General features: G+C 71.7%; 16 protein-coding genes and 1 tRNA gene. 3 read left to right on the top strand and 14 right to left on the bottom strand.

Annotated features, from left to right (window positions below):
- Positions 1-19 precede the first annotated feature (19 nt).
- Together OG538_RS20280 and OG538_RS20275 are read right to left on the bottom strand one after the other, a co-directional pair.
- Positions 20-2,515 (bottom strand): FtsX-like permease family protein, encoded by a 2,496-nt coding sequence (locus OG538_RS20280; RefSeq protein WP_406095558.1) that lies wholly within the window; start codon positions 2,513-2,515, stop codon positions 20-22.
- Positions 2,509-3,243: an ABC transporter ATP-binding protein gene (locus tag OG538_RS20275; protein WP_406095556.1), complete on the bottom strand. Its 735-nt coding sequence runs from the start codon at positions 3,241-3,243 to the stop codon at positions 2,509-2,511. The genes OG538_RS20280 and OG538_RS20275 overlap by 7 nt, the downstream gene beginning before the upstream one ends.
- 241 nt (positions 3,244-3,484) lie before the next feature.
- Between OG538_RS20275 and OG538_RS20270 the strand changes: the two genes are divergently transcribed.
- The 3 genes from OG538_RS20270 to OG538_RS20260 all read left to right on the top strand — a co-directional run bounded on the left by OG538_RS20270 (position 3,485) and on the right by OG538_RS20260 (position 5,681).
- Positions 3,485-4,126 carry a response regulator gene (locus OG538_RS20270; RefSeq protein WP_406095554.1) on the top strand — a complete coding sequence of 214 codons (642 nt, stop codon included), beginning with the start codon at positions 3,485-3,487 and terminating at the stop codon, positions 4,124-4,126.
- Between the two features lie 280 nt (positions 4,127-4,406).
- Positions 4,407-5,195, top strand: a complete 789-nt coding sequence (locus OG538_RS20265) for an SDR family oxidoreductase (RefSeq protein WP_406095552.1) — start codon at positions 4,407-4,409, stop codon at positions 5,193-5,195.
- A 135-nt stretch (positions 5,196-5,330) separates the two neighbouring features.
- Positions 5,331-5,681, top strand: a complete 351-nt coding sequence (locus OG538_RS20260) for a VOC family protein (RefSeq protein ID WP_406095550.1) — start codon at positions 5,331-5,333, stop codon at positions 5,679-5,681.
- A 295-nt stretch (positions 5,682-5,976) separates the two neighbouring features.
- On the opposite strand, the gene OG538_RS20255 is transcribed toward OG538_RS20260, so the two are convergent.
- The 12 genes from OG538_RS20255 to OG538_RS20200 form a co-directional block, all read right to left on the bottom strand.
- Positions 5,977-6,050 (bottom strand) — tRNA-Thr (locus OG538_RS20255).
- A 98-nt stretch (positions 6,051-6,148) separates the two neighbouring features.
- Positions 6,149-7,693: an alpha/beta hydrolase gene (locus OG538_RS20250; RefSeq protein ID WP_406095548.1), complete on the bottom strand. Its 1,545-nt coding sequence runs from the start codon at positions 7,691-7,693 to the stop codon at positions 6,149-6,151.
- A 134-nt stretch (positions 7,694-7,827) separates the two neighbouring features.
- On the bottom strand, positions 7,828-9,033 hold the full coding sequence (locus tag OG538_RS20245) for a DNA polymerase III subunit delta' (RefSeq protein ID WP_406095546.1): 1,206 nt from the start codon (positions 9,031-9,033) through the stop codon (positions 7,828-7,830).
- Between the two features lie 309 nt (positions 9,034-9,342).
- Positions 9,343-12,570 (bottom strand): dTMP kinase, encoded by a 3,228-nt coding sequence (tmk, locus tag OG538_RS20240; protein WP_406095544.1) that lies wholly within the window; start codon positions 12,568-12,570, stop codon positions 9,343-9,345.
- A 391-nt stretch (positions 12,571-12,961) separates the two neighbouring features.
- Positions 12,962-15,829 carry a type I DNA topoisomerase gene (gene topA, locus OG538_RS20235; RefSeq protein ID WP_406095542.1) on the bottom strand — a complete coding sequence of 956 codons (2,868 nt, stop codon included), beginning with the start codon at positions 15,827-15,829 and terminating at the stop codon, positions 12,962-12,964.
- Between the two features lie 319 nt (positions 15,830-16,148).
- Positions 16,149-16,346, bottom strand: a complete 198-nt coding sequence (locus OG538_RS20230) for a hypothetical protein (RefSeq protein WP_406095540.1) — start codon at positions 16,344-16,346, stop codon at positions 16,149-16,151.
- A gap of 171 nt (positions 16,347-16,517) precedes the next feature.
- A complete protein-coding gene (locus OG538_RS20225; protein WP_406095538.1) occupies positions 16,518-17,363 on the bottom strand; it encodes an ABC transporter permease in 846 nt (281 codons plus the stop codon).
- A 114-nt stretch (positions 17,364-17,477) separates the two neighbouring features.
- Positions 17,478-18,230 (bottom strand): ABC transporter permease, encoded by a 753-nt coding sequence (locus OG538_RS20220; RefSeq protein ID WP_406100223.1) that lies wholly within the window; start codon positions 18,228-18,230, stop codon positions 17,478-17,480.
- Between the two features lie 35 nt (positions 18,231-18,265).
- Positions 18,266-19,510 carry an ATP-binding cassette domain-containing protein gene (locus OG538_RS20215; RefSeq protein WP_406095536.1) on the bottom strand — a complete coding sequence of 415 codons (1,245 nt, stop codon included), beginning with the start codon at positions 19,508-19,510 and terminating at the stop codon, positions 18,266-18,268.
- Positions 19,511-19,608: 98 nt separating this feature from the next.
- Positions 19,609-20,616, bottom strand: a complete 1,008-nt coding sequence (locus tag OG538_RS20210; protein ID WP_406095534.1) for an ArsR/SmtB family transcription factor — start codon at positions 20,614-20,616, stop codon at positions 19,609-19,611.
- The gene (locus OG538_RS20205; protein WP_406095532.1) at positions 20,613-22,148 is read right to left on the bottom strand and encodes a methyltransferase; all 1,536 of its coding nucleotides are present in this window, start codon (positions 22,146-22,148) and stop codon (positions 20,613-20,615) included. The genes OG538_RS20210 and OG538_RS20205 overlap by 4 nt, the downstream gene beginning before the upstream one ends.
- A 74-nt stretch (positions 22,149-22,222) precedes the next feature.
- Positions 22,223-22,849 (bottom strand): small secreted protein, encoded by a 627-nt coding sequence (locus OG538_RS20200; protein WP_406095530.1) that lies wholly within the window; start codon positions 22,847-22,849, stop codon positions 22,223-22,225.
- Between the last annotated feature and the right edge of the window lie 238 nt (positions 22,850-23,087).

Raw genomic sequence — 23,087 nt, 5'->3', positions numbered from 1 at the left:
GGCCGACCGGATCCCCGGACTACTCCCGTGTCCCCGCGAGTTCGACCGGCCGGGTGCGCAGCGCGAGCGAGGCGGGCAGCACCGCGAAGACCACGGACAGGAGCGCGCTCACCGCGACGACCGAACCGATGGTCCCCCAGGGGGCGACAACGGCCGAGTGGACATCGAGCCGTCCCAGTGCGGTCCGTACGCCCAGCAGGTTCAGCGCGGCCACCGCCCCGCCGAGCACCGCACCCACCGCCACCACGACCAGGGCCTCCACCCCCACCAGCCGCAGCACCTGCGCCTTCGTCGCCCCGGCGAGCCGGAGCACCGCCAGGTCGCGCACCCGGTCCGCGGTGGCCATCACCTGCGTGTTGGCCAGCGCGATGCCCGTGTACACCAGGGCGATGAGCAGGATCATCAGCAGCCCGAGACGGGTGTTCCCACCGGACTGCCGGTGGTCGGCCGCCAGCCATCCAGCCCGCGTGGCCACCTCCGCGCCCGTCACCCGGCCGGCCGTCGCCAGCTGCGCCCCGACGGCCGAACGCCGGGTGTCCTCAATGACCTTGACGTCGACCCGGTCGGCTGCGGCGCCGCCGGCATTGCGCGGGGTCACGTACACCCCGTTGTTCCCGGTGCCGGTGCTCAGCACGGCCGCCACCCGCAGGGTGACCTTGCGGCCGTCGGCCAGCCAGACGCCGACGCGCTCGCCGACCGTCGTCGTCATCCACTCCTCGTTGACGACGATCGAATCGTCGTCGAGGCCTGCCAGACTGCCCGCCACCACGGGCAGCGCCGACACCGCCGCCGCATCGGCCGGGTCCACGGCCCGGGCCTCCGAGGTGACGAGTGCCGTGCCCTCCTCCAGCACGGTCACGGAAGTGGACCGCGAGACGCTGACGACAGCCCCCGGGATGCGCCTGGCCCGCTCGACGAACTGCGGTGGGAGCGCGCCGCCCTCGTCGTCCGCCATGACCACGAAGTCCGCGGTCACCTGGGTGCGCGCCTCGGTGGCCCTGGCCTCGTCGAGCGTCGCCGTCGTACCCATCAGCGAGGCGGCCAGCGCCACGGTGACGATCACGGGTGCGGCGACCGCGGACGTCCTGCGCAGCCCGGTGGAGGCGTTTTCCCTGGCCAGTACGCCCGTGGCGCCCGGCAGTTGCGCGGGCAGCCAGGTGAGAAGGCGGATGACGGGCCGCACGAGAACGGGTGCGAACAGGGCGAACCCGACGATGAACAGCATCGGCTGGGTGACGTACGTCTTGCGCTTGAGAAGGCTTCCGGGGTCCTGGACGAGGGCGAGGACCAGCAGCACGGCCCCGGTCAGCAGGACGGCGGCGCCCGGCAGCACCCGGCTGAGCGGCATCGAGCCGCTGTCGACGGCGGATTCGCGCAGCGCCTCGGCCGGGCCTACCCTTCCGGCCCGACGCGAGGCCGCGACCGCACCGGCCAACGCCACGGCGAGTCCGGTCCAGAAGGCGGTGTACAGCGGCCAGTTCTGGTCCCCGATCGCGAACCAGCGGGGCGCGATCCCCTCCCCGACCATCCAGGAGGCGAGCCGGGGCGCACCGAGGACGCCCAGCCGGCACCCCGCCGCCGACGCCAGTACGCCGATGACGACTGCTTCGGCGTACACCATCCGCCGCACCTGGCCGGGGGTCGCGCCCGCCGTGCGCAGCAGGCCGAACTCCCGGCGGCGCTGGGCGACCGCGAACGAGAAGGTCGACGCGACCACGAAGACGGAGACGAACGCGGTGATACCCGCGGCCGTGCCCAGCAGGGCGTTGACGGAGACCAGCGCCTCGGCGTCCCGGTCCGGGTCCGGATCGGCCCGGCGGCGGTCATCGCCCGTGAGCACCGTCATCCGGTCCTCCCGCCCCACGAGCGCGCGCACCGCCGCCGGATCCGCGTCCACCACCACGGCGTCGATCTCCGGGGAGATCCTGGCCGCCTCGGCCGCGGTGAAGAACACGGCGGTCTCGAACCCCGCGGGGCGCACCGTGCCGACGACGGTCCGGCGGGTGGTCCCCGCACCGGTGGCGACCGTGATCCGGTCCCCCGTTCGCACATCGGAGCCGTCCCTCGCGGTGACGACGATCTCGCCGGCGGTCACCGGCGCCCGTCCGGCGGCCAGCCGGTAGGGGGTGGCAGCCGCAACCGGCCACGGATGTCCGACCGTTCCCTCCCCGTCCCCGTCGGGACGGGCGTCGCCGACCGAGACGGAGAACGTGCGGTCCTCGACCGTGGGGCCCAGCCCCGCCAGCGCCGCGGAGAGCTCCGCCGGGACGGACCGGGGCGAGGTCAGCTCCCGGGTACGGACACCGATCGGGGTCCGTACCCGAAGCCGGTCCTCACCCCGGACCACGACGGACGCGGCGGCGAACCGCTCGGGGCCGTGACGGGGGGCGTCGAACGTGGCCGCGAGGGCCATCCCCGTGGTGGCGACGATCCCGACGCCGAGGGCCAGCGCGAGGAAGGACCCGACGAAGGTGACCCAGCGGGTCCGCATGCCGCGCAGCGCGAGGCTCAGCACGGGACCGCCGCCATCCGTGTCATGTGCGCCGCGACCTGCTCGGCGGACGGGGAGGACAGCTCGTCCCGTACCCGGCCGTCGGCCAGGAACAGCACCCGGTCCGCGTAGGAGGCGGCGACCGGGTCGTGCGTCACCATGATCACGGTCTGGCCGCCGTCGACCATGGTGCGCAGCAGCGTCAGCACCTGCCGGCCGGTCGTGGAGTCCAGGGCCCCGGTGGGTTCGTCACCGAACAGCACATCGGGCCGGGTGACCAGGGCGCGCGCCAGGGCCACACGCTGCTGCTGGCCGCCGGACAGCTCACTGGGCCGGTGCCCGGCCCGATCGCGCAGCCCGACACGCTCCAATACGTCGAGGACTTCGGCCCGCTTCGGCCGGCGGCCTGCCAGCCGGAGCGGGAGCGCGACGTTCTGCTCGGCGCTGAGCGAGGGAAGCAGGTTGAACGCCTGGAAGACGAAACCGATGCGGGTGCGGCGCAGCAGTGTCAGCTTCCGCTCGCTGAGTCCGGTCAGTTCGGTCTCGCCGAGGAACACCTGCCCGCCGGTGGGCCGGTCGAGACCGGCGGTGCACTGGAGCAAGGTCGACTTGCCGGAGCCGGACGGGCCCATGACGGCGGTGAACGTGCCTCGGGGGACGTCCAGACTGACCGCGTCCAGCGCGGTCACCGTGCCGGAGTTCCTGCCGTAGGAGCGGGTGACCGAGCGGAGTCGGACAGCTGCGGGATTCATGCCCCCACTCAACCGGCGCCGCGCCTGCGGCACATCACAGCGAGGGGGAGTGCCCGGGGTAGGGGTAGCTCCACCTGCCGGGTCGGCCCCGCCGGATGGCCCACTCCCCCATGGGGCTCCAGGGCGTGGCCGACCGTATCTCGGTGCCGGACGGCCACCTGCTAATGTCCAGTCCGCCCGGAGGGCCCGCGGTGTTTCGGCTACAGGTCCCCATGTCACCTGCGGATACAAGGACTTGAGCGTGCGCATCGTACTGGCTGAGGACAGTGTGCTCCTGCGGGAGGGACTGATCGGCCTGCTGGAGCGGTTCGGTCATCAGGTGGTGGCGGGCGCCGGAACGGCGGACGAACTGATCGTCGCCGTGGCCGAGCACGACCCCGACATCGTGGTGACCGATGTGCGCATGCCGCCCGGCTTCTCCGACGAGGGCCTGCGCGCCGCGATCGAGCTGCGCACCCGGCACCCGGAACTCCCCATCCTCGTACTCAGTCAGTACGTCCAGCGCACCTACGCCGAGGACCTGCTCGACTCCGCCGACGGTGCGGGCATCGGCTATCTGCTCAAGGAACGCATCGGCAACGTCGAGGAGTTCATCGACGCCCTGCACCGCGTCGCGGCCGGGAACACGGTCGTGGACCCCGAGGTGGTCCGCCAGCTGATCCGCAACCGACGGGACCCGCTCGCACGGCTCACCACGCGCGAGCAGGAGGTGCTGGCCCTTATGGCGGAGGGCAAGTCCAACGCGTCGATCGCCGCGGCGATGACGGTCAGCGAGGGCACGGTCAGCAAGCACTTCGGGAGCATCCTCGGCAAGCTCGACCTGTCACTGGACGACACCACGAACCGCCGGGTGCTGGCGGTGCTGGCGTACCTACGGGGCTGAGTCGCCCGGGCACCCCGCAGCCGGATCAGGCCGCGGGCGGGACGAACCGGGCGAGGAAGGCGCCGAGCTCCGCTAGCCTCTGACGCACCGTCACCACATGCCTGGACCCTCGCCTTTGGGCACCTCACGTCTCGTCACCACGCGGCCGCAGCACCGCGCACCGCAACACCTCAGCACCTCAGCACCTCAGCACCTCAGCACCTCAGCACCTCAGCACCTCAGCACCTCAGCACCAAAAGACATTGCCCGGACGCCCACCCGTCCCGCAGGATTTCACGCTGTGACCACAACCGAACAGAGCCCTCAGCCCTCTGCGTCGCCACGCCCCGTCGCGCTGATCACCGGCGTCGGCCGCACGATCGGCATCGGTGCGGGCATCGCCCGCCGGCTGGCCGCCTCGGGGTGGGACATCGCCTTCACCTACTGGACGCCCTACGACCGGCGCATGACCTGGGGCGAGGAGCGGGGCGCGCCCGCGGCCATCACGGAATCGCTCAACGCGCACGGCGCACGCTCTGCCGCGATCGAGGCGGACCTGGTCGATCCCGATGCCCCGTCCCGCATCTTCGACGAGGCCGAACGCCGGATCGGGCCGGTCACCGCGCTCGTGCTGAGCCATGCCGAGTCGGTCGACTCCGGCCTCCTCGACACCACCGTCGAGAGCTTCGACCGGCACTTCGCCGTGAACGCCCGCGCCACCTGGCTGCTGATCCGGGAGTACGGGCTCCGCTTCCGTGTCGCCCCGGGGTCCGGCCGGATCGTCTCCCTCACCAGCGACCACACGGTCGGCAACCTTCCGTACGGCGCCAGCAAGGGCGCCCTGGACCGCATCACCCTGGCCGCCTCACACGAGCTCGCGCACCTGGGGGTCACGGCCAACGTCATCAACCCCGGTCCTGTGGACACCGGGTGGATGAACGACGACCTCTCTCAACTCCTCGTCCGCAACACCCCCCTGGGCCGCCTGGGGACCCCGCAGGACACCGCGCACCTTGTGGACTTCCTCTGCTCACCCCAGGGCCAGTGGGTCAACGGCCAGCTGCTGAAGAGCAACGGCGGCTCGGCCTAGCGCCCGCGCCCGGCGGACGTGGGTCCGCGGTCCCGCCGAACCGAAGATCCACGTCACCGCCGCAGGCCCACGTCACGGCGGCTTGGTCACTCGGATCGTAAGCGGCCTGACGCCCCGCCGTTCTATGCTCAGCGAATGGCTTTGGAATGGGAGCAGGTAGTCGTCCACTCGGTGGATCCGGCGACACTGGGGCAGTGGTGGGCCACGGCTCTCGGCTGGGTCGTGGTCCACTCCTCCGAGGACGAGTTCGAGATCCGCCCCGCACCGGACCGCATGCCGGGGGTCGACTTCGTCCGGACCGACGAAGTCCGGAAGACCAAGAGCCGGCTGCACCTCGACTTCCGCCCCGACGACCAAGCGGCCGAGGTGGCCCGCCTGGTGGCGCACGGCGCCCGGCGCGTCGACATCGGTCAGGGCGAGCAGCCGTGGGTCGTCCTGGCGGACCCCGAGGGAAACGAGTTCTGTGTGCTCGGCCAGCGGCATTGAGTGCGGGTGGGGCGACGCGGAGCCCGCGTCATCAGCCCGGCACGCCCAGCGCCTGAGTACCGGACGGCGGCGCCGCAGCAACCGGCACGGAGGCGCGGAATCGAGCGCGAGTTCACGAGCTGAGCTGAGCTGAGCGAAGCTCGGATCAGCATCAGCCCGGCTGAGTCGCCGCCGGTCCGACGTCACCGGCGGTACGTGGCGGCGTGCCCGACGACGGCCTCCCGCCGTACGGCTCGGCATGCCCCGGGCATGAAAAAGCCCCAGGTCACGGCGAGTGAGTCCTGGGGCTGATCCGAGCCGCCTTCGGGATTCGAACCCGAGACCTACGCATTACGAGTGCGTTGCTCTGGCCAACTGAGCTAAGGCGGCGCGCCCTGTCGCACCATGATGCGATCAGCGGCGTCGCCAAGTCTACACAGTTTCGAGGGGTGCTCCGTACCGGCCCGGTTTTCCGCCTCAGCCGCAGGTCAGGAGCACTTCTTGCCGTCGTCCGGCGCGCTGCCCTCCAGGAGGTACGTGTTGATCGCCGTGTCGATGCAGTCGCTGCCGCGGCCGTACGCCGTGTGGCCGTCGCCCTGGTAGGTGAGGAGGGTGCCGGACGAGAGCTGACCGGCCAGGGACTCGGCCCACTTGTACGGGGTCGCCGGGTCCCGGGTGGTGCCGACGACCACGATCGGCGCGGCGCCCTCGGCCTTGATGGGGCGCGGGGTGCCGGTGGCGGGCACCGGCCAGTAGGCGCAGTTCAGGGAGGCCCAGGCGAAGCCCTTCCCGAAGACCGGCGAAGCCTTCTCGAAAGTGGGCAGGGCCTCGGTGACCGCCTGGGAGGTAGCGAAGGCGGGCGGGAGGTCCAGGCAGTTCACCGCCGCGTTGGCGTACATGAGGTTCGCGTACGTACCGTTCGGCTCCCGCTCGTAGTAGCTGTCCGCCAGCGAGAGCAGACCCGACCCGTCACCCGCCTTCGCGCCGGTGAGCGCCTCGCGGAGCTGGGGCCAGGCCGTCTCGTCGTACATCGCGGCGATGACGCCCGTGGTGGCGAGGGACTCGCCGAGCTTGCGGGACTCGCCTGTGGCGATCGGCTTCGCGTCGAGGTCACTGAACAGCTTCTTCAGGTTCGTCGCCGCATCAGCGGCAGAGGTCGTGCCGAGCGGGCAGTCCGACTTCTTCCCGCAGTCCGTCGCGAAGGACTGGAACGCGGTCTCGAACCCCGCGGTCTGGTCGCGGTTCATCTCGGCCGACGGGAGCGAGGGGTCCATCGCACCGTCGAGTACGAGACGGCCCACCCGCGCCGGGAAGAGCTCGGCGTACGTCGCGCCCAGGAAGGTGCCGTACGAAGCTCCGACGTAGTGCAGCTGGTCGTCCCCGAGCAGTGCCCGCAGCATGTCCATGTCGCGGGCCGTCTCCACGGTGGAGACGTGCGGCAGGATCTCACCCGAGCGCTGCTCGCAGCCCGCGGCGAACTTCTTGAAGGCGTTGCTCAGCTTCGTGACCTCGACGGCGTCGTCCGGGGTCTGGTCGACCTGGGTGTACGCGTCCATCTGCGAACCGGTGAGGCACTCGACGGGTTCGCTGCGCGCCACCCCGCGCGGGTCGATGGCGACCATGTCGTAGCGGGCGCGCACCTGGGCGGGGTAGCCGATCGCGGCGTAGCCCTGGAGGTAGCCGATCGCCGAGCCGCCGGGGCCTCCCGGGTTGACCAGCAGGGAGCCGATCTTCTTGCCGGGGCCGGTGGCCTTCTTCCGGGAGACCGCCAGCTTGATCTCGCCGCCGTCCGGCTTCGCGTAGTCGAGCGGCGCCTTCATCGTCGTGCACTGGAATCCGGTGACACCGCAGTCCCGCCAGCTGAGGTGCTGGGCGTAGAACGGCTTCAGCGCCGCCGGCACGGCGGAGGCCGAGGCCGCCTGCGCGGGCGACGAGGAGCCCGTCGTCGAACTCCCGCCGGTGCAGCCGGAGATCAGGAGGCCGGCAGTGCCGAGTGCTAGGGCGAGGGTGCGGAGCGGGCGCCTGGTGTGCATGACCGGAGCGTAGCCCTCGGGCGTCAGCTCGTCCGATTCCCTACTCTTTCGGGTGATTCGAAGATCGGTCTCGGGAGATTCTCCGATCGGTCGGCCCGTGTCGTAGTCCCGCCGTGCAGCCGCGGCCGGCGGCTTCAGCCCGCCCGCAGCGCCATCGTCATCGCCTCCACCGCCAGCAGCGGGGCCACATTGCGGTCCAGGGCCCGACGACAGGCGCTCACCGCCTCGATCCGGCGCAGCGTGCGTTCGGGTGTGGACGAGCGGGCGATGCGGTCGAGGGAGTCCTGGGCGTCCGCGTTGGCGATCGCGATCCGGGAACCCATCTGCAGGGCGAGCACATCGCGGTAGAACCCGGTCAGCTCGGTCAGCGCCAGATCGAGGCTGTCGCGCTGGGTGCGGGTCTTACGACGCTTCTGCCGGTCCTCAAGCTCCTTCATCACCCCTGCGGTGCCCCGCGGCATCCGCCCCCCGGCGGAGGCGCCGAGCGCGGCCTTCATGTCTTCCGTCTCCTTGACGTCGACGTCCTCGGACGCCTGCTTCGCGTCATCGGTGGCGGTGTCGATCAGCTCCTGGGCGGCCTTGAGGCAGCCGCCGATGTCCTCGACCCGTAGCGGAAGCTTCAGGACGGCCGTCCTGCGGGCACGGGCCCGCTCATCGGTGGCGAGGCGGCGGGCCCTGCCGATGTGTCCCTGGGTCGCGCGGGCGGCGGCCGCGGCGCGCTCCGGATCGATACCGTCGCGCCGGATCAGGACGTCGGCGACGGCTTCGACCGACGGCGTGCGCAGGGTGAGGTGGCGGCAGCGCGACCTGATCGTGGGCAGCACGTCCTCCAGCGAGGGCGCGCAGAGCAGCCACACCGTGCGCGGCGCAGGCTCCTCGACCGCCTTCAGCAGCACGTTCCCCGCGCCTTCGGTGAGGCGGTCGGCGTCCTCCATGACGATGACCTGCCAGCGCCCGACGGCAGGCGAGAGCTGGGCGCGGCGGACCAGCTCGCGGGTCTCCTTCACCCCGATGGACAGCAGATCGGTGCGGATCACGTCGACATCGGCATGCGTGCCGATGAGGCTCGTGTGACAGCCGTCGCAGAAACCGCAGCCCGGCGCCCCACCCAGGGCCCGGTCCGGGCTGGTGCACTGCAGGGCTGCGGCGAAGGCCCGGGCGGCGGTGGACCGGCCGGAACCCGGAGGGCCGGTGAACAGCCAGGCGTGGGTCATTCTCGAACCGGGCGGCACCGGCTCACCCGTGGAATTGGCGGTGACCAGGATGTCGGCGTCCCGGGCGGCGGCGCCCAGCTGCTCCTGCACGCGGTCCTGGCCGACCAGGTCGTCCCATACGGACATGGGTCACCGCCCTTCCGGTGGTGTGCGGCCGTGCCGCCGTTCCGTGGAACCGCGGCGCGGCCTCATATGGCTCCCGTCATGGCCGGCGCCGTGACGTTCGTCGATCCGGCTTCCCATTGTGCGGGACGGGTCTGACAATCCCGGCAGACAGACGGTGGCAGGCCCGGGCCCGGCCGATCGGACGACGGTGGGAGGCCCGGCCCGGCCCGGCCGATCGGACGGACGGTGGCAGGCCCCCGGCCGCCCAGGAGCGGCCGCACGCCGATGGCCCCGCGCCTGTTCGCGCAGGGCCATCGGCGTCGTACCCGGTCAGCGACGCGGGCGTCGTCCCCGGCCCCTGGGCTCGGGGCCCTCGTCGTCGTGGTCGCCGAGCAGCTCGTCCGCCAGCGTGGGCAGATCGTCCAGCGGGGTCTCCTCCGCCCAGTCCGGGCGCGGGCGCCGCTGCCTGCCGGACGACTCCTGCTGATCCCGGTCCGCGTGCGGGTCGGTGATCTGCGGCAGCTCGCGGGTGCGCTCGTTCTCGCCCTCCGGTGCCGAGTCCGCCGGACGCTCGTCCCGGAAGATGCCGCGCGGCACACGGTCGGCGGGGTCGGCGTCCCGTGCGGAGGTCCGCCCGGTCTCCCGTCCCGTGTCCCGTACCGGCGGAAGGACCGCCGTCTCGTCCGCCGCACCGGAGCGGCCGGACCCGTCGGAGATCTTCGGGATCATCGCCGTCTCGGCCTCGTCGGAAGGCCAGGGCGCGGACGGCGAGGCGCCGCGGGGCCGGCCCGATCCGGATTCCGGGTCCACCGGGGAAGGCACCGGCTGCGTGATCTCGTTCGGGTTGACGATCGGCGTCGGCACCGTCAGCTCGCTGTCCGGCACGGACGGCGAAGCCGCACGGGCAGCCCGCTCGGCCTCGGCGGCCTCCGCCTCGGCTTCGGCCTGGGCCGCGGCCTCCCGGGCGCGGGCGCTCTCCGCAGCGGCAGCTGCCTCGGCCTGTCGGCGTGCCGCCTCGGCCCGGAGCAGGGCCTCCTCAGCCTTGCGCTGCTTCTCCAGACGCCGGGCCTCGGCCTCCTTGCGCAGCCGGGCCTCTTCCTCGGCCTGGCGGCGCAACCGGGCCTGCTCGGCCTCACGGGCCGCGTCCTCGGCCTCGATCCGCGCGCGCTCCTCCTCGGCCCGCTGCCGGGCTTCCTCGGCGCGCTGCCGGGCCTCCTCGGCCTGGCGTTCGGCCTCGCGCCGACGCGCTTCCTCCTCCTCGCGGCGCTTGCGCTCCTCCTCCTCGGCACGGAGCTTGGCGAGCTGCTCCTGCCGCTCGCGCTCCAGGCGCTCCTCCTCCGCCTTGCGCGCGGCTTCCTCCTCGGCGAGGCGCCTGGCCTCCTCCTCGGCCGCCTTGCGTGCCTCTTCCCGGGCCTTGATCTCGGCCTCGGAGAGCGGAAGGAGCTGGTCGAGCCGGTGACGTACGACGGTGGTGATGGCCTCGGGCTCCTGGCCGGCGTCCACCACCAGGTAGCGCGTCGGATCGGCGGCGGCCAGCGTCAGGAATCCGGAGCGCACCCGGGCGTGGAACTCGGGCGGCTCGGACTCCAGCCGGTCGGGCGCCTCGGTGAACCGTTCCCTCGCGGTCTGCGGATCGACGTCCAGCAGCACCGTGAGATGCGGTACGAGTCCGCTCGTCGCCCAGCGGGAGATCCGGGCGATCTCGGTCGGCGCGAGATCGCGGCCGGCGCCCTGGTAGGCGACGGACGAGTCGATGTAGCGGTCGGAGATGACGATCGCGCCCCGCTCCAGCGCCGGACGCACGACGGAGTCGACGTGCTCGGCGCGGTCGGCGGCGTACAGCAGCGCCTCGGTCCGGTTGGAGAGCCCGGCCGACGACACGTCGAGCAGGATGGAGCGCAGCCGCTTGCCGACCGGCGTCGCACCCGGCTCACGGGTGACGACCACCTCGTGGCCCTTGGCGCGGATCCACTCGGCGAGCGCCTCGACCTGGGTGGACTTGCCCGCTCCGTCGCCGCCCTCCAGGGCGAGGAAGAAGCCGGTCGCGGCGGGTGCGACCGCCGGGTCGCCGCCACGCAGCGCCTCCCGCAGATCGCGGCGCAGCGGCACTCCGGAGCGGTCGTCCGTCTTCGCGAGGACGATCGCGGCGACCGGCAGCAGCAGGGCGCCGATCAGCATCAGCGTGAAGGCGGCGCCGCCGTGCGCGAAGACGAAGTCTCCGGCTGTCAGCCGGTGCGTGCCGATGGCGGCGGCCACCAGCGGTCCACCGACCGCGCCGAGCGCGATCAGGACCCGGACGACGGCCTGGAGGTGCTCGGTGGTCCGCGCCCGGCGGAATTCCTCGGTCTCCTGGTCGACGAGCACATGGCCGGTGTTCGCTGCGACGCCCGCCGCGTATCCGGCGAGCAGGGCGATCAGCACGACGGTGGCCGTGTCCGGCACCAGGCCCATCGCCAGAAGGGCGACACCGGTGACGGCGGTGGCGAAGGAGAGCAGACGGCGCCGGGACAGGGTCGGCAGCACCTTCCCCGCGGTGCGGATGCCGACGCCCGTGCCGCCGGTCAGGGCGAGGACAAGCAGGGCGAACGCTGCGGGACCGCCGCCGAGGTCGGCGGCGTGCAGTACGGCGACAGCGGCCGTGGCCGCGATTGCTCCGGCGACCGCCGCGCAGGTCGCGACGATCAGCGGGACGGCGCCGGTGCGGCCCTTGTCCGGGGTGCTGCCGGCGGACGGCCGTCGCAACCCCTCCAGGGGCGAGCGCGGACGGGGCGTCGCGGAGCCGGGCAGCTCAAGGAAGTACAGGGTGGAGATCGAGGCGGAGAACAGACCGGCTGCGATGTACGAGCCGAGGGCCGCCTGGTGGAAGGAGAACCAGTCCAGTCCCGAGCCCAGCAGATTGCCGATGAGCGTGGCGACCAGCAGAACGGCCGCGGCGGCGGGCACGGCGGCGAAGTCCGTGCGCAGGGAGAGCCGGCGCAGGGCGTCGAGGTGATCCGGGAGCGGGCGCACGGCGGCGCCCTCGATCGGCGGGGCGGGCAGCAGCGCCGGGGCCGCGCTTTCCTTGGCGACCGTCCACAGGCGCTCGGCGGCGCCCGTCACGAAGACGGTGATGAGGACCATCATGAGCGCCTTGTCGGGCGTCCAGTCGATCCACAGGGGCGCGACGACCAGCAGCGCGAGCCGCAGCCCGTCGGCGCCGATCATCAGCCACCGCCGGTCGAGCGGCCCTCCGGGCGCCGTCAGGGTCGTCAGCGGCCCCAGGAGTACGGCTCCGAAGAGCAAGGTGGAAATAATCCGGGCACCGAAGACTGCGGCTACGGCAAAGGCCGCCCCGCGGTATCCGGATCCGAATGAGCCCTCAAGGACCGCCGCTTGCAGCGACAGCAACACCAGCACGAGAAGGGCGAGTGCATCGCCGGTACTGCCGACGAGCTGGGCGCTCCACAACCGCTTCAGCGGGGGAACACGCAACAAGGCTCGTACGGCGCGCTCGCGTGAGTCTGCGGCAAGTGTGTCGGAGGTGGGGCTCACGACCGTTGGCTGCTCGGCTCGCGTCATCCGCCCAGCCTATCGGCAGCGGACCGGTGCCCGGGGGCCGCGTCCGAACATACGACCACAGACCCTCGCAGTCGCCCCTCCGCGACGGGCTCCGGCAGTGCCTCCCCGACCCTGCCGGGCCCGCTCTCCAGCCCTCCCGGCCCACTCGTCCTCCCACCCCACTCACCCGCTCGGCAGACGCCCCCGCGCGGCCGGCCCCCTCGGGCCCGCCGACCCTTCCAGCGCCCGAGGACAGGGCCCGGGGGCGGAACCTCCGATGACGGGAGGGGCAGGCAGGAGACGAGCCCGCGGCCGCGGGCACTCCCCGCCCTGGCCGCGAACGCGGCAACGCCGGAGGGGCTGGACATCGGTCCAGCCCCTCCGGCGTTCAGGAACTCAAGCCCCGAAAAGGTCATTCCTCCGCTGAAGTCGCGGAAGCGGCCTTCTTCGCGCTCGCCTTCTTGGCGGGAGCCTTCTTCGCCGCAGCGGTCGTCTTCTTGGCCGCGGTCGTCGTCTTCTTCGCAGCCGTCGCCTTCTTCGCCGCGGTCGCCTTCTTCGCCGGCGCCTTCTTTGCCGGAGCCTTCTTCGCCGTCTTCTTCTTGGCGGGCCCCTTGGCGCGCTTCTCGGCGAGCAGCTCGTAGCCACGCTCCGGCGTGATGTCCTCGACGCTGTCGTCGGTCCGCAGCGTCGCGTTCGTCTCGCCGTCGGTGACGTACGCACCGAAGCGCCCGTCCTTGACGACGACCGGAGCACCGCTCACCGGGTCGGTGCCCAGTTCCTTCAGCGGCGGCTTGGCGGCGGCCCGCCCGCGCTGCTTGGGCTGGGCGTAGATCGCCAGTGCCTCGTCGAGCGTGATGTCGAAGAGCTGGTCCTCGGACGTCAGTGACCGCGAGTCCGTGCCCTTCTTCAGGTACGGGCCGTAGCGGCCGTTCTGCGCGGTGATCTCGACGCCTTCGGCGTCCTCGCCGACCACGCGCGGCAGCGACATGAGCTTCAGCGCGTCGGCCAGCGTCACCGTGTCCAGCGACATCGACTTGAAGAGCGAGGCGGTCCGCGGCTTCACGGCGTTCTTGCCGGTCTTCGGGGTGCCCTCGGGCAGCACCTCCGTGACGTACGGACCGTAGCGCCCGTCCTTGGCGATGATCTGGTTCCCGCTCACCGGGTCCGCACCGAGCTCGAAGTCGCCGCTCGGCTTGGCCAGCAGCTCCTCCGCGTACTCGACGGACAGCTCGTCGGGCGCCAGGTCCTCGGGGACGTCCGCGCGCTGGTGGCCCTCGGAGTCCTTCTCGCCGCGCTCGATGTACGGGCCGTACCGGCCGACCCGCAGCTTGATGTCGTTGCCGACGGGGAAGGAGGAGATCTCCCGGGCGTCGATGGCGCCGAGGTCGGTGACGAGCTCCTTGAGCCCGCCGAGGTGGTCGCCGTCGCCGTTGCCCGCGTCCGATGCCTTTCCGGCGCCGGCCGCGTCGTCACCCTCGCGCGCACCGAAGTAGAAGCGCTTCAGCCACGGCACGGACTGGGCCTCGCCGCGGGCGATGCGGTCGAGGTCGTCCTCCATGCGGGCCGTGAAGTCGTAGTCCACGAGCCGGCCGAAGTGCTTCTCCAGCAGGTTGACCACGGCGAACGAGAGGAACGACGGGACGAGCGCGGTGCCCTTCTTGAACACGTAGCCGCGGTCGAGGATGGTGCCGATGATCGAGGCGTACGTCGACGGGCGGCCGATCTCGCGCTCTTCCAGCTCCTTGACCAGCGAGGCCTCGGTGTAGCGGGCCGGCGGCTTGGTCGCGTGCCCGTCGACGGTGACCTCGTCGGCGGTCAGCGCGTCGCCCTCGGCGACCTGCGGCAGGCGCCGCTCGCGGTCGTCGAGCTCTGCGTTCGGGTCGTCGGCGCCTTCGACGTACGCCTTCATGAAGCCGTGGAAGGTGATCGTCTTACCGGACGCGGAGAACTCGGCGTCCCGGCCGTCGCTCGCCCGGCCGCCGATCTTGACGGTGACGGAGTTGCCGACTGCGTCCTTCATCTGGGAAGCGACGGTCCGCTTCCAGATCAGCTCGTAGAGCCGGAACTGGTCGCCGGTGAGACCCGTCTCGGCCGGAGTGCGGAAGCGGTCGCCGGAGGGGCGGATCGCCTCGTGCGCCTCCTGCGCGTTCTTGACCTTGCCGGCGTACGTGCGCGGCTTGTCCGGCAGGTAATTCGCCCCGTACAACTGCGTGACCTGCGCCCGGGCCGCGGAGATCGCGGTGTCCGAGAGGGTCGTGGAGTCGGTACGCATGTAGGTGATGAAGCCGTTCTCGTACAGCTTCTGCGCCACCTGCATGGTGGCCTTCGCCCCGAAGCCCAGCTTCCGGCTCGCCTCCTGCTGGAGGGTCGTCGTACGGAACGGGGCGTACGGAGAGCGGCGGTACGGCTTCGACTCGACGGACCGCACGGCGAACGTGGAGTCGGCGAGGGCGGCGGCCAGGGCGCGGGCGTTCGTCTCGTCCAGGTGCAGCGTCTGCGCGGACCCCTGCTTCAGCTGCCCGTCGGGGCCGAAGTCGCGGCCCTGGGCGATGCGGCGCCCGTCGACCGCGCTGAGGCGGGCGGTGAGCGTCGAGGGGTCGGAGGCGTCACCGGTGCGGCCGGTGGCGAAGGTGCCGGTCAGGTCCCAGTACTCGGCGGAGCGGAAGGCGATGCGCTCGCGCTCCCGCTCGACGACGAGGCGGGTCGCGACCGACTGGACACGGCCGGCCGAGAGTCGCGGCATGACCTTCTTCCACAGGACCGGCGAGACCTCGTAGCCGTACAGGCGGTCGAGGATACGACGGGTCTCCTGGGCGTCGACCATGCGCTGGTTGAGCTCGCGCGGGTTGGCGACGGCGGCCCGGATCGCGTCCTTGGTGATCTCGTGGAAGACCATCCGGTGGACCGGGACCTTGGGCCTGAGCACTTCCTGCAGGTGCCACGCGATGGCTTCGCCCTCGCGGTCCTCATCGGTGGCGAGGAAGAGTTCGTCGGACTCGGCCAGCAGCTGCTTGAGCTTCCTGACCTGGGCCTTCTTGTCGGCGTTGACGACGTAGATCGGCTGGAAGTCGTTCTCTACGTCGACGCCGAGACGCCGCACCTCGCCGGTGTACTCGTCCGGCACCTCCGCGGCACCGTTCGGGAGGTCGCGGATGTGCCCGACGCTCGCCTCGACGACGTATCCGGGGCCGAGATAGCCCTTGATCGTCTTCGCCTTGGCAGGCGACTCGACGATGACGAGTCGGCGGCCGCCCTGTGCGGTCTCGCTGGTCGGGGACAACTTCGCTCTTCTCTCCGGTCGACGCTCGGTGGGCATCCAGGCAGCGCGATGGCGCTGCCGACAGTGCTGTCGCTGCGGAGTGTGACGGTACAACCCGCCCCCGTGTCAAACGGCAAAAGCCCGCAACGGCCACTCGAACGGTAACCCGACTTCCGCCATTCCTGCCGCCCGGCCCGCTCGGTCCGCCGTCCGCAGGGCCCCTGCCTGCGGGTTTCGGCGGCGCTGTGGCTGCCTGGCGGATGCCTGGCCGAGAGGCCCGGGGGCGCGCGGTCCGGGCGTGTTCCCGGGGTCGCCCCGGGCGGCCGGGGCCGGAGCGGGTTCAGATACGGGTGAGGCACCACACTCCGAGGACGAGGAAAAGTACGCCGAACACGGTGGCGAGTGCGGTGGAGACGACGGGGCTCACCCCGTGCGCCACCGGCGCACGGTGCAGCACGCGCGCCCCCGTCCACAGCAGCAGTGCGGCGCCGAACAGTGCGAACACCGTTCCGGCGCAGGCAGCAGGTCCGCTCTCCATACCCGTACGCCTCCCTCTCCCCCTGGCGCGGCCCGGCACGGTCAGCCCGTGCGGTGCCGCCAGGTTCCGGGGGAGGCTCCCACCGCGGAAAGTCGCCGACGCGAACACCGGGTGAACAGCCGGGCGTGGTGGACCCGCCACTGCGGCGCTCCGCCGCGACCATGGCCGAATTCACATCACGTCGAGGGTCGCGCGCCGCCTGCTCCCGCGTTCGAACACGGTGAGCAGTACGACGGCGAGCACGACGTAACCGGCCCCCGTCACGAGTTCCGCCGCAATGCCCCGGCCGTCGAGACCCGCACCGGCGGACAACTCACGTGCGGTTTCGGCCGCGTGGGTCATCGGCAGGACGTCTCCGACGGCCCGCATCCACTCCGGCAGGGTCTCCCGCGGCACGTTCGCGCCGGTCAGGAGCAGGAGTCCGGAACTGGCCACGTTCGAGATGAGGAAGACATCACGGAAGCGCAGTCCCAGCGCCCCCAGCGCCAGGCCGAAGGCGGAACACCCCGCCGCAGCGGCGAGCAGGACGGCGGCCAGCCCCGGCAACGCCCCAACCGGAATCCGGAGTCCGAGCAGAAGGCAGGCCGCAGAGAGTGTGAAGACGCTGATGACAAGGCCGTTCAATACATACGGCAGAGCGCGGCCGAACCAGAGCGGAGCCCGGCTTCGCGGGCTCAGCAGTACGGCGCCGAGCGTCCCGTAACGGCGTTCGTTGGCGATGGCCATCGTGCCGCCGTACACACAGGCTGTCGACGCGGAGACGACGGCGTTGCCGAGCAGGTAGAAGTGGTCATCGGCCACTTGGAGCTGCCGTCCCAGAAAGACGAAGAACAGCAGTTGCAGCAGCGGTCCCACGAGCAGTGTTCCGACGAACATGGGCGGCGTCGTCCAGTTGAACAGGGCACGGTAGGAAAGGCCGCCACCGATCACGACGAGCCGAAAGGCCGAGGCCGCCCTCCGGTGCAGGCCGGGTACGGACGCGGAGGCGGCGGCCGGAACCGGTGGATGAGCAGGCATGCGGGACAACTCCTGAGGTGAGACGCGGGGATGCTTCAGGGGCGAACGCTCGAAGACTCAAAGGCGCGGAGCCACGCAGGCACCGGGACGCGGAGCCACGGAGACCCGGAGGGCTCAGGCGAGGGAGAGGGTGGCGGCGGCCCGCGCACGCTGCTCGACCCGGCCCAGGATCAGGACCGCGACCACCGCGTACAGCGTGCCGAGGGCGAACGCCACGGCCGTCGGTACGAGCACCTCCGCGGCTCCCGCCCCGCCCGAGGTCGCCGCGTGCACCGCCCGTGAGCCCCAGGTGGTGGGGAGCGCCCAGGAAACCGGACGTGTCCAGTCCGGCAGCACGGTGACGGGCACCAGCATCCCGGACAACAGCCACACAGGTGCGTCGAGCGGGTTGGCGAGGGCGTTGGCGTTGCGCAGCAGCACGAAGGTGGCGGCGAGCAGCAGCCCCATCATCCCGAGCGACAGGACGCACACGGGTACGGCGAGCAGGAAAAGCAGCGGGTGGGCGAAGTCGAGCGGCACATCGAAGAGCACGGCGCCCCAGATCACCGTCGCCCCCATGGCGTACGTACCGATGACGGCCGTGGCCAGGGTGATCGGCAGCAGTACGAGGGACAGCGGGGTGGGTGACGCGACCAAGGTCTCCAACGTGCCGAGCCAGCGCTGACCCTGCACGGCTCCGCCCGACCCGAAGAGCACCGAGGACCAGATGCCCATCAGTCCGGCACCGACGGCTGCGGTGAGGAGCGAGTCGGGGTCGCCTGCGGCGCGGAAGAGATAGACCGCGAGGGTCGCGTACACCAGCGGCACGAGGACGGCGAAGGTGATTTCGAGCGGTGAACGGCTCATGTACGAAACGTGGGTACGCACTCCGACGACGATCAGGCGCAGGGCCCGGGCGGGGCTCACGCCGCGGCCTCGTCGGTGGGCCGGATCGTCCCGCCGGCGGGCCGGAACGTCTCGTCGATGGGCCGGGTCGTCCCGTCGGTGGGCCGGACCATGCCGCCGTGGGACACAGCCGTCTCGTCGGCGGGCCGGGCCGCGCCGTGGGCGGGCCGGACCATGTCGCCGTCGGACCGGACCGCCTCGGCAGCCTGCGCGGGCACGGCTGGCGGTGCGACGGCCGTGCCCGCCGGGCCGTCCACCGGAACGCCCACCTCCGCCACTGCCTCTGCCTCTGCCTCTGCCTCCTCGACGATCGCGATATAGGCGTCCTCCAGCGTGGGTTCGCGTGTGACGACCCGTCCGACCCGCACCCCGTCGAGTGCCGCCAGCACCTGCGCGTGCAGCTCCGCTCCGCGTTCCGTCTGCACGATGACGGCCTGCCGGCTGCCCCGGTCCTCGGCCGCCACTCCGTGCACGCCTGTCAGGGCCCGGATGCGGTCGAGGTGGTCCTCGCCCGCCCCGTACGCCTCGATCTCCAGGATGCCGCGCTCCTGGACCCGGGCCTTGAGCCGGTCCGGGGTGCCCAGCGCACGGATCGTGCCACCGGCGATGACCGCGATCCGGTCGCACAGCTCGTCCGCCTCGGCCATGTAATGGGTGGTCAGCAGCACGGTGGTGCCGCCGGCCCGCAGGTCACAGACGGTGCGCCGCAGATCCCGCGCCGCCACCGGGTCGACGCCGATGGACGGTTCGTCGAGGAACAGGACATCGGGCCGGTGCAACAGTCCGCGCGCGATGTGCAGCCGCTGCCGCATCCCGCGCGAGTACCCCTCGACGCGTTCCTTCTCCCGGCCCGTGAGGCCCACCAGGTCGAGCAGTTCGGCGATCCGCCGCTTCTGCGCGCGTGGCTCGACGGCGTACAGCTCTGCGAAGTAGCGCAGATTGTCGAGGGCTGAGAGGCGGTCGTACAGGCCCCGGTCACCCCCGAATACGTAACCGATCCTGCGGCGTACGGCGACGGGGTCGGAGGCCACGTCGTGGCCCAGGACCCGGGCGGTGCCGGAGGTGGGCAGCAGCAAAGTGTTGAGCATCTTGATGGTGGTGGTCTTGCCCGCGCCATTGGGGCCGAGGAGGCCGAAGAGCTCACCGCGGCTCACCTCGAAGGTGACCCCGCGCACGGCCTCCGTCTCGGTGCGGCGCGGACGCAGGAAACCGGTCCGGCTGGTGTAGGTGCGGCGCAGGTTCTTCGCCTCGATCGCAAGCATGGCGGGGACGTTAGGCCGGGCCGTGCCGCACCCGCCATCAATTCGGGGGCCGCCGAATCGTCGCCCATCCGCCCCGCCCGTGTGCCGGCTCCCGCTTCTCAGGACACCGCGCGCAGCACGTCCTCGCCGGAGAGCAGCGCGAGCAGGGCCCTGCCGGTGTCCGTGAGCTGGTAGTACACGCTGCGGCCGACCCGGTGCCGGGTGACGACATCCGCCTCGGCAAGGGCCGACAGGTGCTCCGAGACCGTGCTCGGCGCGAGCCCCAGCCGGTCGGCTATCCCTGCTGTCGTGAGCGGCCCGCCGAGCTGGCGCAGGACCGAGGCGCGCCCCCGGCCCAGCAGCATCCCCAGCCGGTCACCGCTCTCCGGGCGCTCCGCGGCCCGTTCGCGCAACGCACCCGCGCCGCGGGCCTGGAAGGAGACCGTCAGGACCTCGGGGTCATCGGTGGAGTAGAGCCGGCAGCCCTCCGCGAAGACGAGCGGGACGAGCAGCAGCCGACGCTCGCCCGCTCGGTACTCCGCATCGATGTGCTTCGTCAGCTCAAGGACGGGCGGCGTCCACTTGGCGCGGCTCTCCAGTCCCGTGAACAGCGCGTCGATGCCTTCGGTGGCGAAGGTCCGGGCCCTGATCAGGACCTCGTCCTCGACGAGCCGGCGCATGGTGGGCCAGTGCGTCGCGATCGCGCCTTCCCAGTACGCCATGTACGCGTCGGCGAGGGCCGAGCAGGCCGCTTCGGGGTCCACCAGGTAGGGGCGGATGAGGGGGTGGTCCTCAAGCCCCGGGTAGTGCTCGGCGACCCCGTCCCGTACGACATCGGCCGGCGTGGCCCGCACGGTCTCCAGCTCCGCCTCGACCGACGAGGCTCCGACCGGGCGGGGCAGGAGGAAGTCCGGGAAGTTGTGCGGGCCGTCGATGAGCAGCCGCAGTGCATCCGTCCGCTCGTCCTCCCGCAACACCTCGCGGGCGCGCACCACCCACTCCGCGTAGGGCCGGGAGGGGGTGCGGTGCGGCATGGTCAGATGCAGGCTGCAGAACGCGTCCCACAGCGGGCTGATGGCGATCCGTGTCGCGCCGAGCGACGCCTCGTCCAGCTCGATACGGATCATCCGGCCGCCCGTCCGGCCCGAGGGAGGGGCTCCAGGAAGCCCTCTTCGACGAGCAGCCGGATGGCCTGTGGGGTGCGGTCCCGCAGCAGCACCGGGTCCTCGCCCATCAACTGGGCGATCGCGTCCAGGATCCGACCGGCGGGCAGCGCTCCGTCGCACACACCCGCGAACCCTGCACCGACCGCGTCGACCTTCGTCGCGCGCCGCATGCCGCGGTTCTGACGCAGCACCACATGCTCGGGGTCCTCGGCTCCCGGCAGTCCCACCTGCTCCTGCACGACCTCGGCGGCAAGAGTGAAATGGGCGGCGAGCAGGGCCGCGTCGTCCTGCTCGCGCAGGTAGTCCTGGCGGGCGAAGTGCGCCTCGACGGCCGGTCCGAGCGGCTGTTCCACCGGGTGCGGCCACTCCTCGATCACGATCGAGGGCACCCCGGCGGCGGCTGCGGCGGACTTTCGCAGCGTGATCCATCCGAAGCCGACCCCCTTCGTACCGTGGGCCTCGAACTCATCCAGCCAGGCGTCGTACCGCGCGGCGTACTCCGCGGGGTCCGTGCGGTGGTCACCGCTGTCTCGCAGCCACAGCTCCGCGTACTGCGTGATGTCCTGTACCTCGCGCTGCACGATCCAGGCGTCGCAGCCCTGCGGAACCCAGGACCGCAGCCTGTCCTGCCACTCCTCGTTCTCGGTGTGCTGCCAGTTGGCGAGGAAGTGGGCGTAACCCCCCTCGTTGAGCCGGTCACCGGTCTGCTGCACCAGGGTGCGGCACAGGTCGTCGCCCGCCATGCCGCCGTCACGGTAGGTCAGGCGGGCGCCGGGCGAGATGACGAAGGGCGGGTTGGAGACGATGAGGTCGTACGTCTCGGCGCCGACGGGCTCGTACAGGGATCCCTCGCGCAGGTCGGCCGGGGCGGCACCGGACAGGGCGAGGGTGAGACGTGTGAAGTCGAGGGCGCGTGGGTTGAGGTCGGTGGCGGTGACACGGGTGGCGTGCTGCGAGGCGTGCAGGGCCTGGATGCCGGAGCCCGTACCGACGTCGAGGGCGGAGCCGACGGGCCTGCGGACGGTGATTCCGGCGAGGGTGGTGGAGGCCCCGCCGATCCCGAGGACGACGCCCTCCTCGTGCGAACCGATGCCGCCCGCGCCGCCCACGGCGCAGCCCAGGTCGGAGACGATGAACCAGTCCTCGCCGTCCGGGCCGCCGTAGGGCCGCACGTCGACCGTCGCCCGCACCTCGCCGCCCGCCTCACTCAGCCAGCCGTCCGCCACGCACTCCGCCAAGGGCAGCACGGCAGCTGCCCGGGCGGCGGGGACCGGGCGCTGGAGCAGAAAGAGGCGCACGAGCGTGTCGAGCGGCGTGTCGCCCCGGGTGGCCCGCAGCGCCGGAACCGTCTCGCTGCGGGCGAGCGCGGCGTAGGCAGGCGCGCCGAGCAGGTCGAGGAGCCCGTCGGCCGTGAAGGCGGCGGCGAGCAGGGCTTCGCGGAGTTGGGTCGCGTGGTCTGCTGCGGGAAGGCTGGTCTTACTCACATGCCCCATTGTGACGGCTCCCACTGACAACGGCAGCGGCCCGGCCGCCCATCAGGGGCACGCCGGGCCGGTCGCGGGGCCCGCTACGCCTTCTTGCTCGGCGACGCGGACGCCTCCTTGGACGGCGTCGCCTCCTTCGAGGCGCCGGCCGAGGGCGATGCCGAGGCCGTGGGCTTCTGGCAGCCCTCCTGCTTGGCCATGGCGGCACCGACCTCGCCGGACTGGAGCTTCTTCAGTGCCTGGTCACCATTGGTGCTGATCTTGTTCAGCTCATCCGCGATTCCCTTGAGGCCGTCGGCGAACTTCGCCTGGTCCTTCGTATTCAGGTCGTCGACCTTCTTCTGCAGGTTCGCGTAGGCCACGGAGGAGGCGTTGAGCTCCTTCACGGCCTCCTTCTGCGTCGTCTCCCCGTCGTCGACCGGCGGCGGACCCGCCGAATCCACGGCCGCACCCAGTGCCTTGTAGGCCTGCGAGATCTGCTGGAAGGCGGCCGAGTCGGTCTTCTGGACGTCGGCAGGCTTGCTGTTGTCGGCAGTCTGCTGCTGGATGGAGGCGTTGGCGTTCGCGATCTTCTGCAGTTGGGGCTGGACCTGGTCACAGACCTTCTTGGCCCAGTCGTTCACCTTGTTGTCGCTGTCGTCGCTGCAGCCCGACAGCGTAAGTACCAGTACCGCACCGCCGGACAGCGCGGCCGCAAGCTTCTTGTTCACCGGATTGGTCCCTTCCAAGGCTCTCGGCCCCGGAACTTACACGCCGAGCGCCCTCCATCCGGATGCCGGGCGTCCGATCAGTAGCCTTTTGCAGCCATTTGCACCAAGGGAAATGAGGGAGATACAACTCACCCACACGGCCCCGAGCACGGGAACACCTGAACGAATGGCCACTCGCGCGGACCGGCCGACGGGCGGACACCGCATCAGAATGCCGTGTCCGCCCTTCTCCTGATCA

This window comes from Streptomyces sp. NBC_01013 (assembly GCF_045162765.1).
Classification (GTDB): Bacteria; Actinomycetota; Actinomycetes; order Streptomycetales; family Streptomycetaceae; genus Streptomyces.
This window is presented reverse-complemented; position numbering and strand designations above follow the sequence as displayed.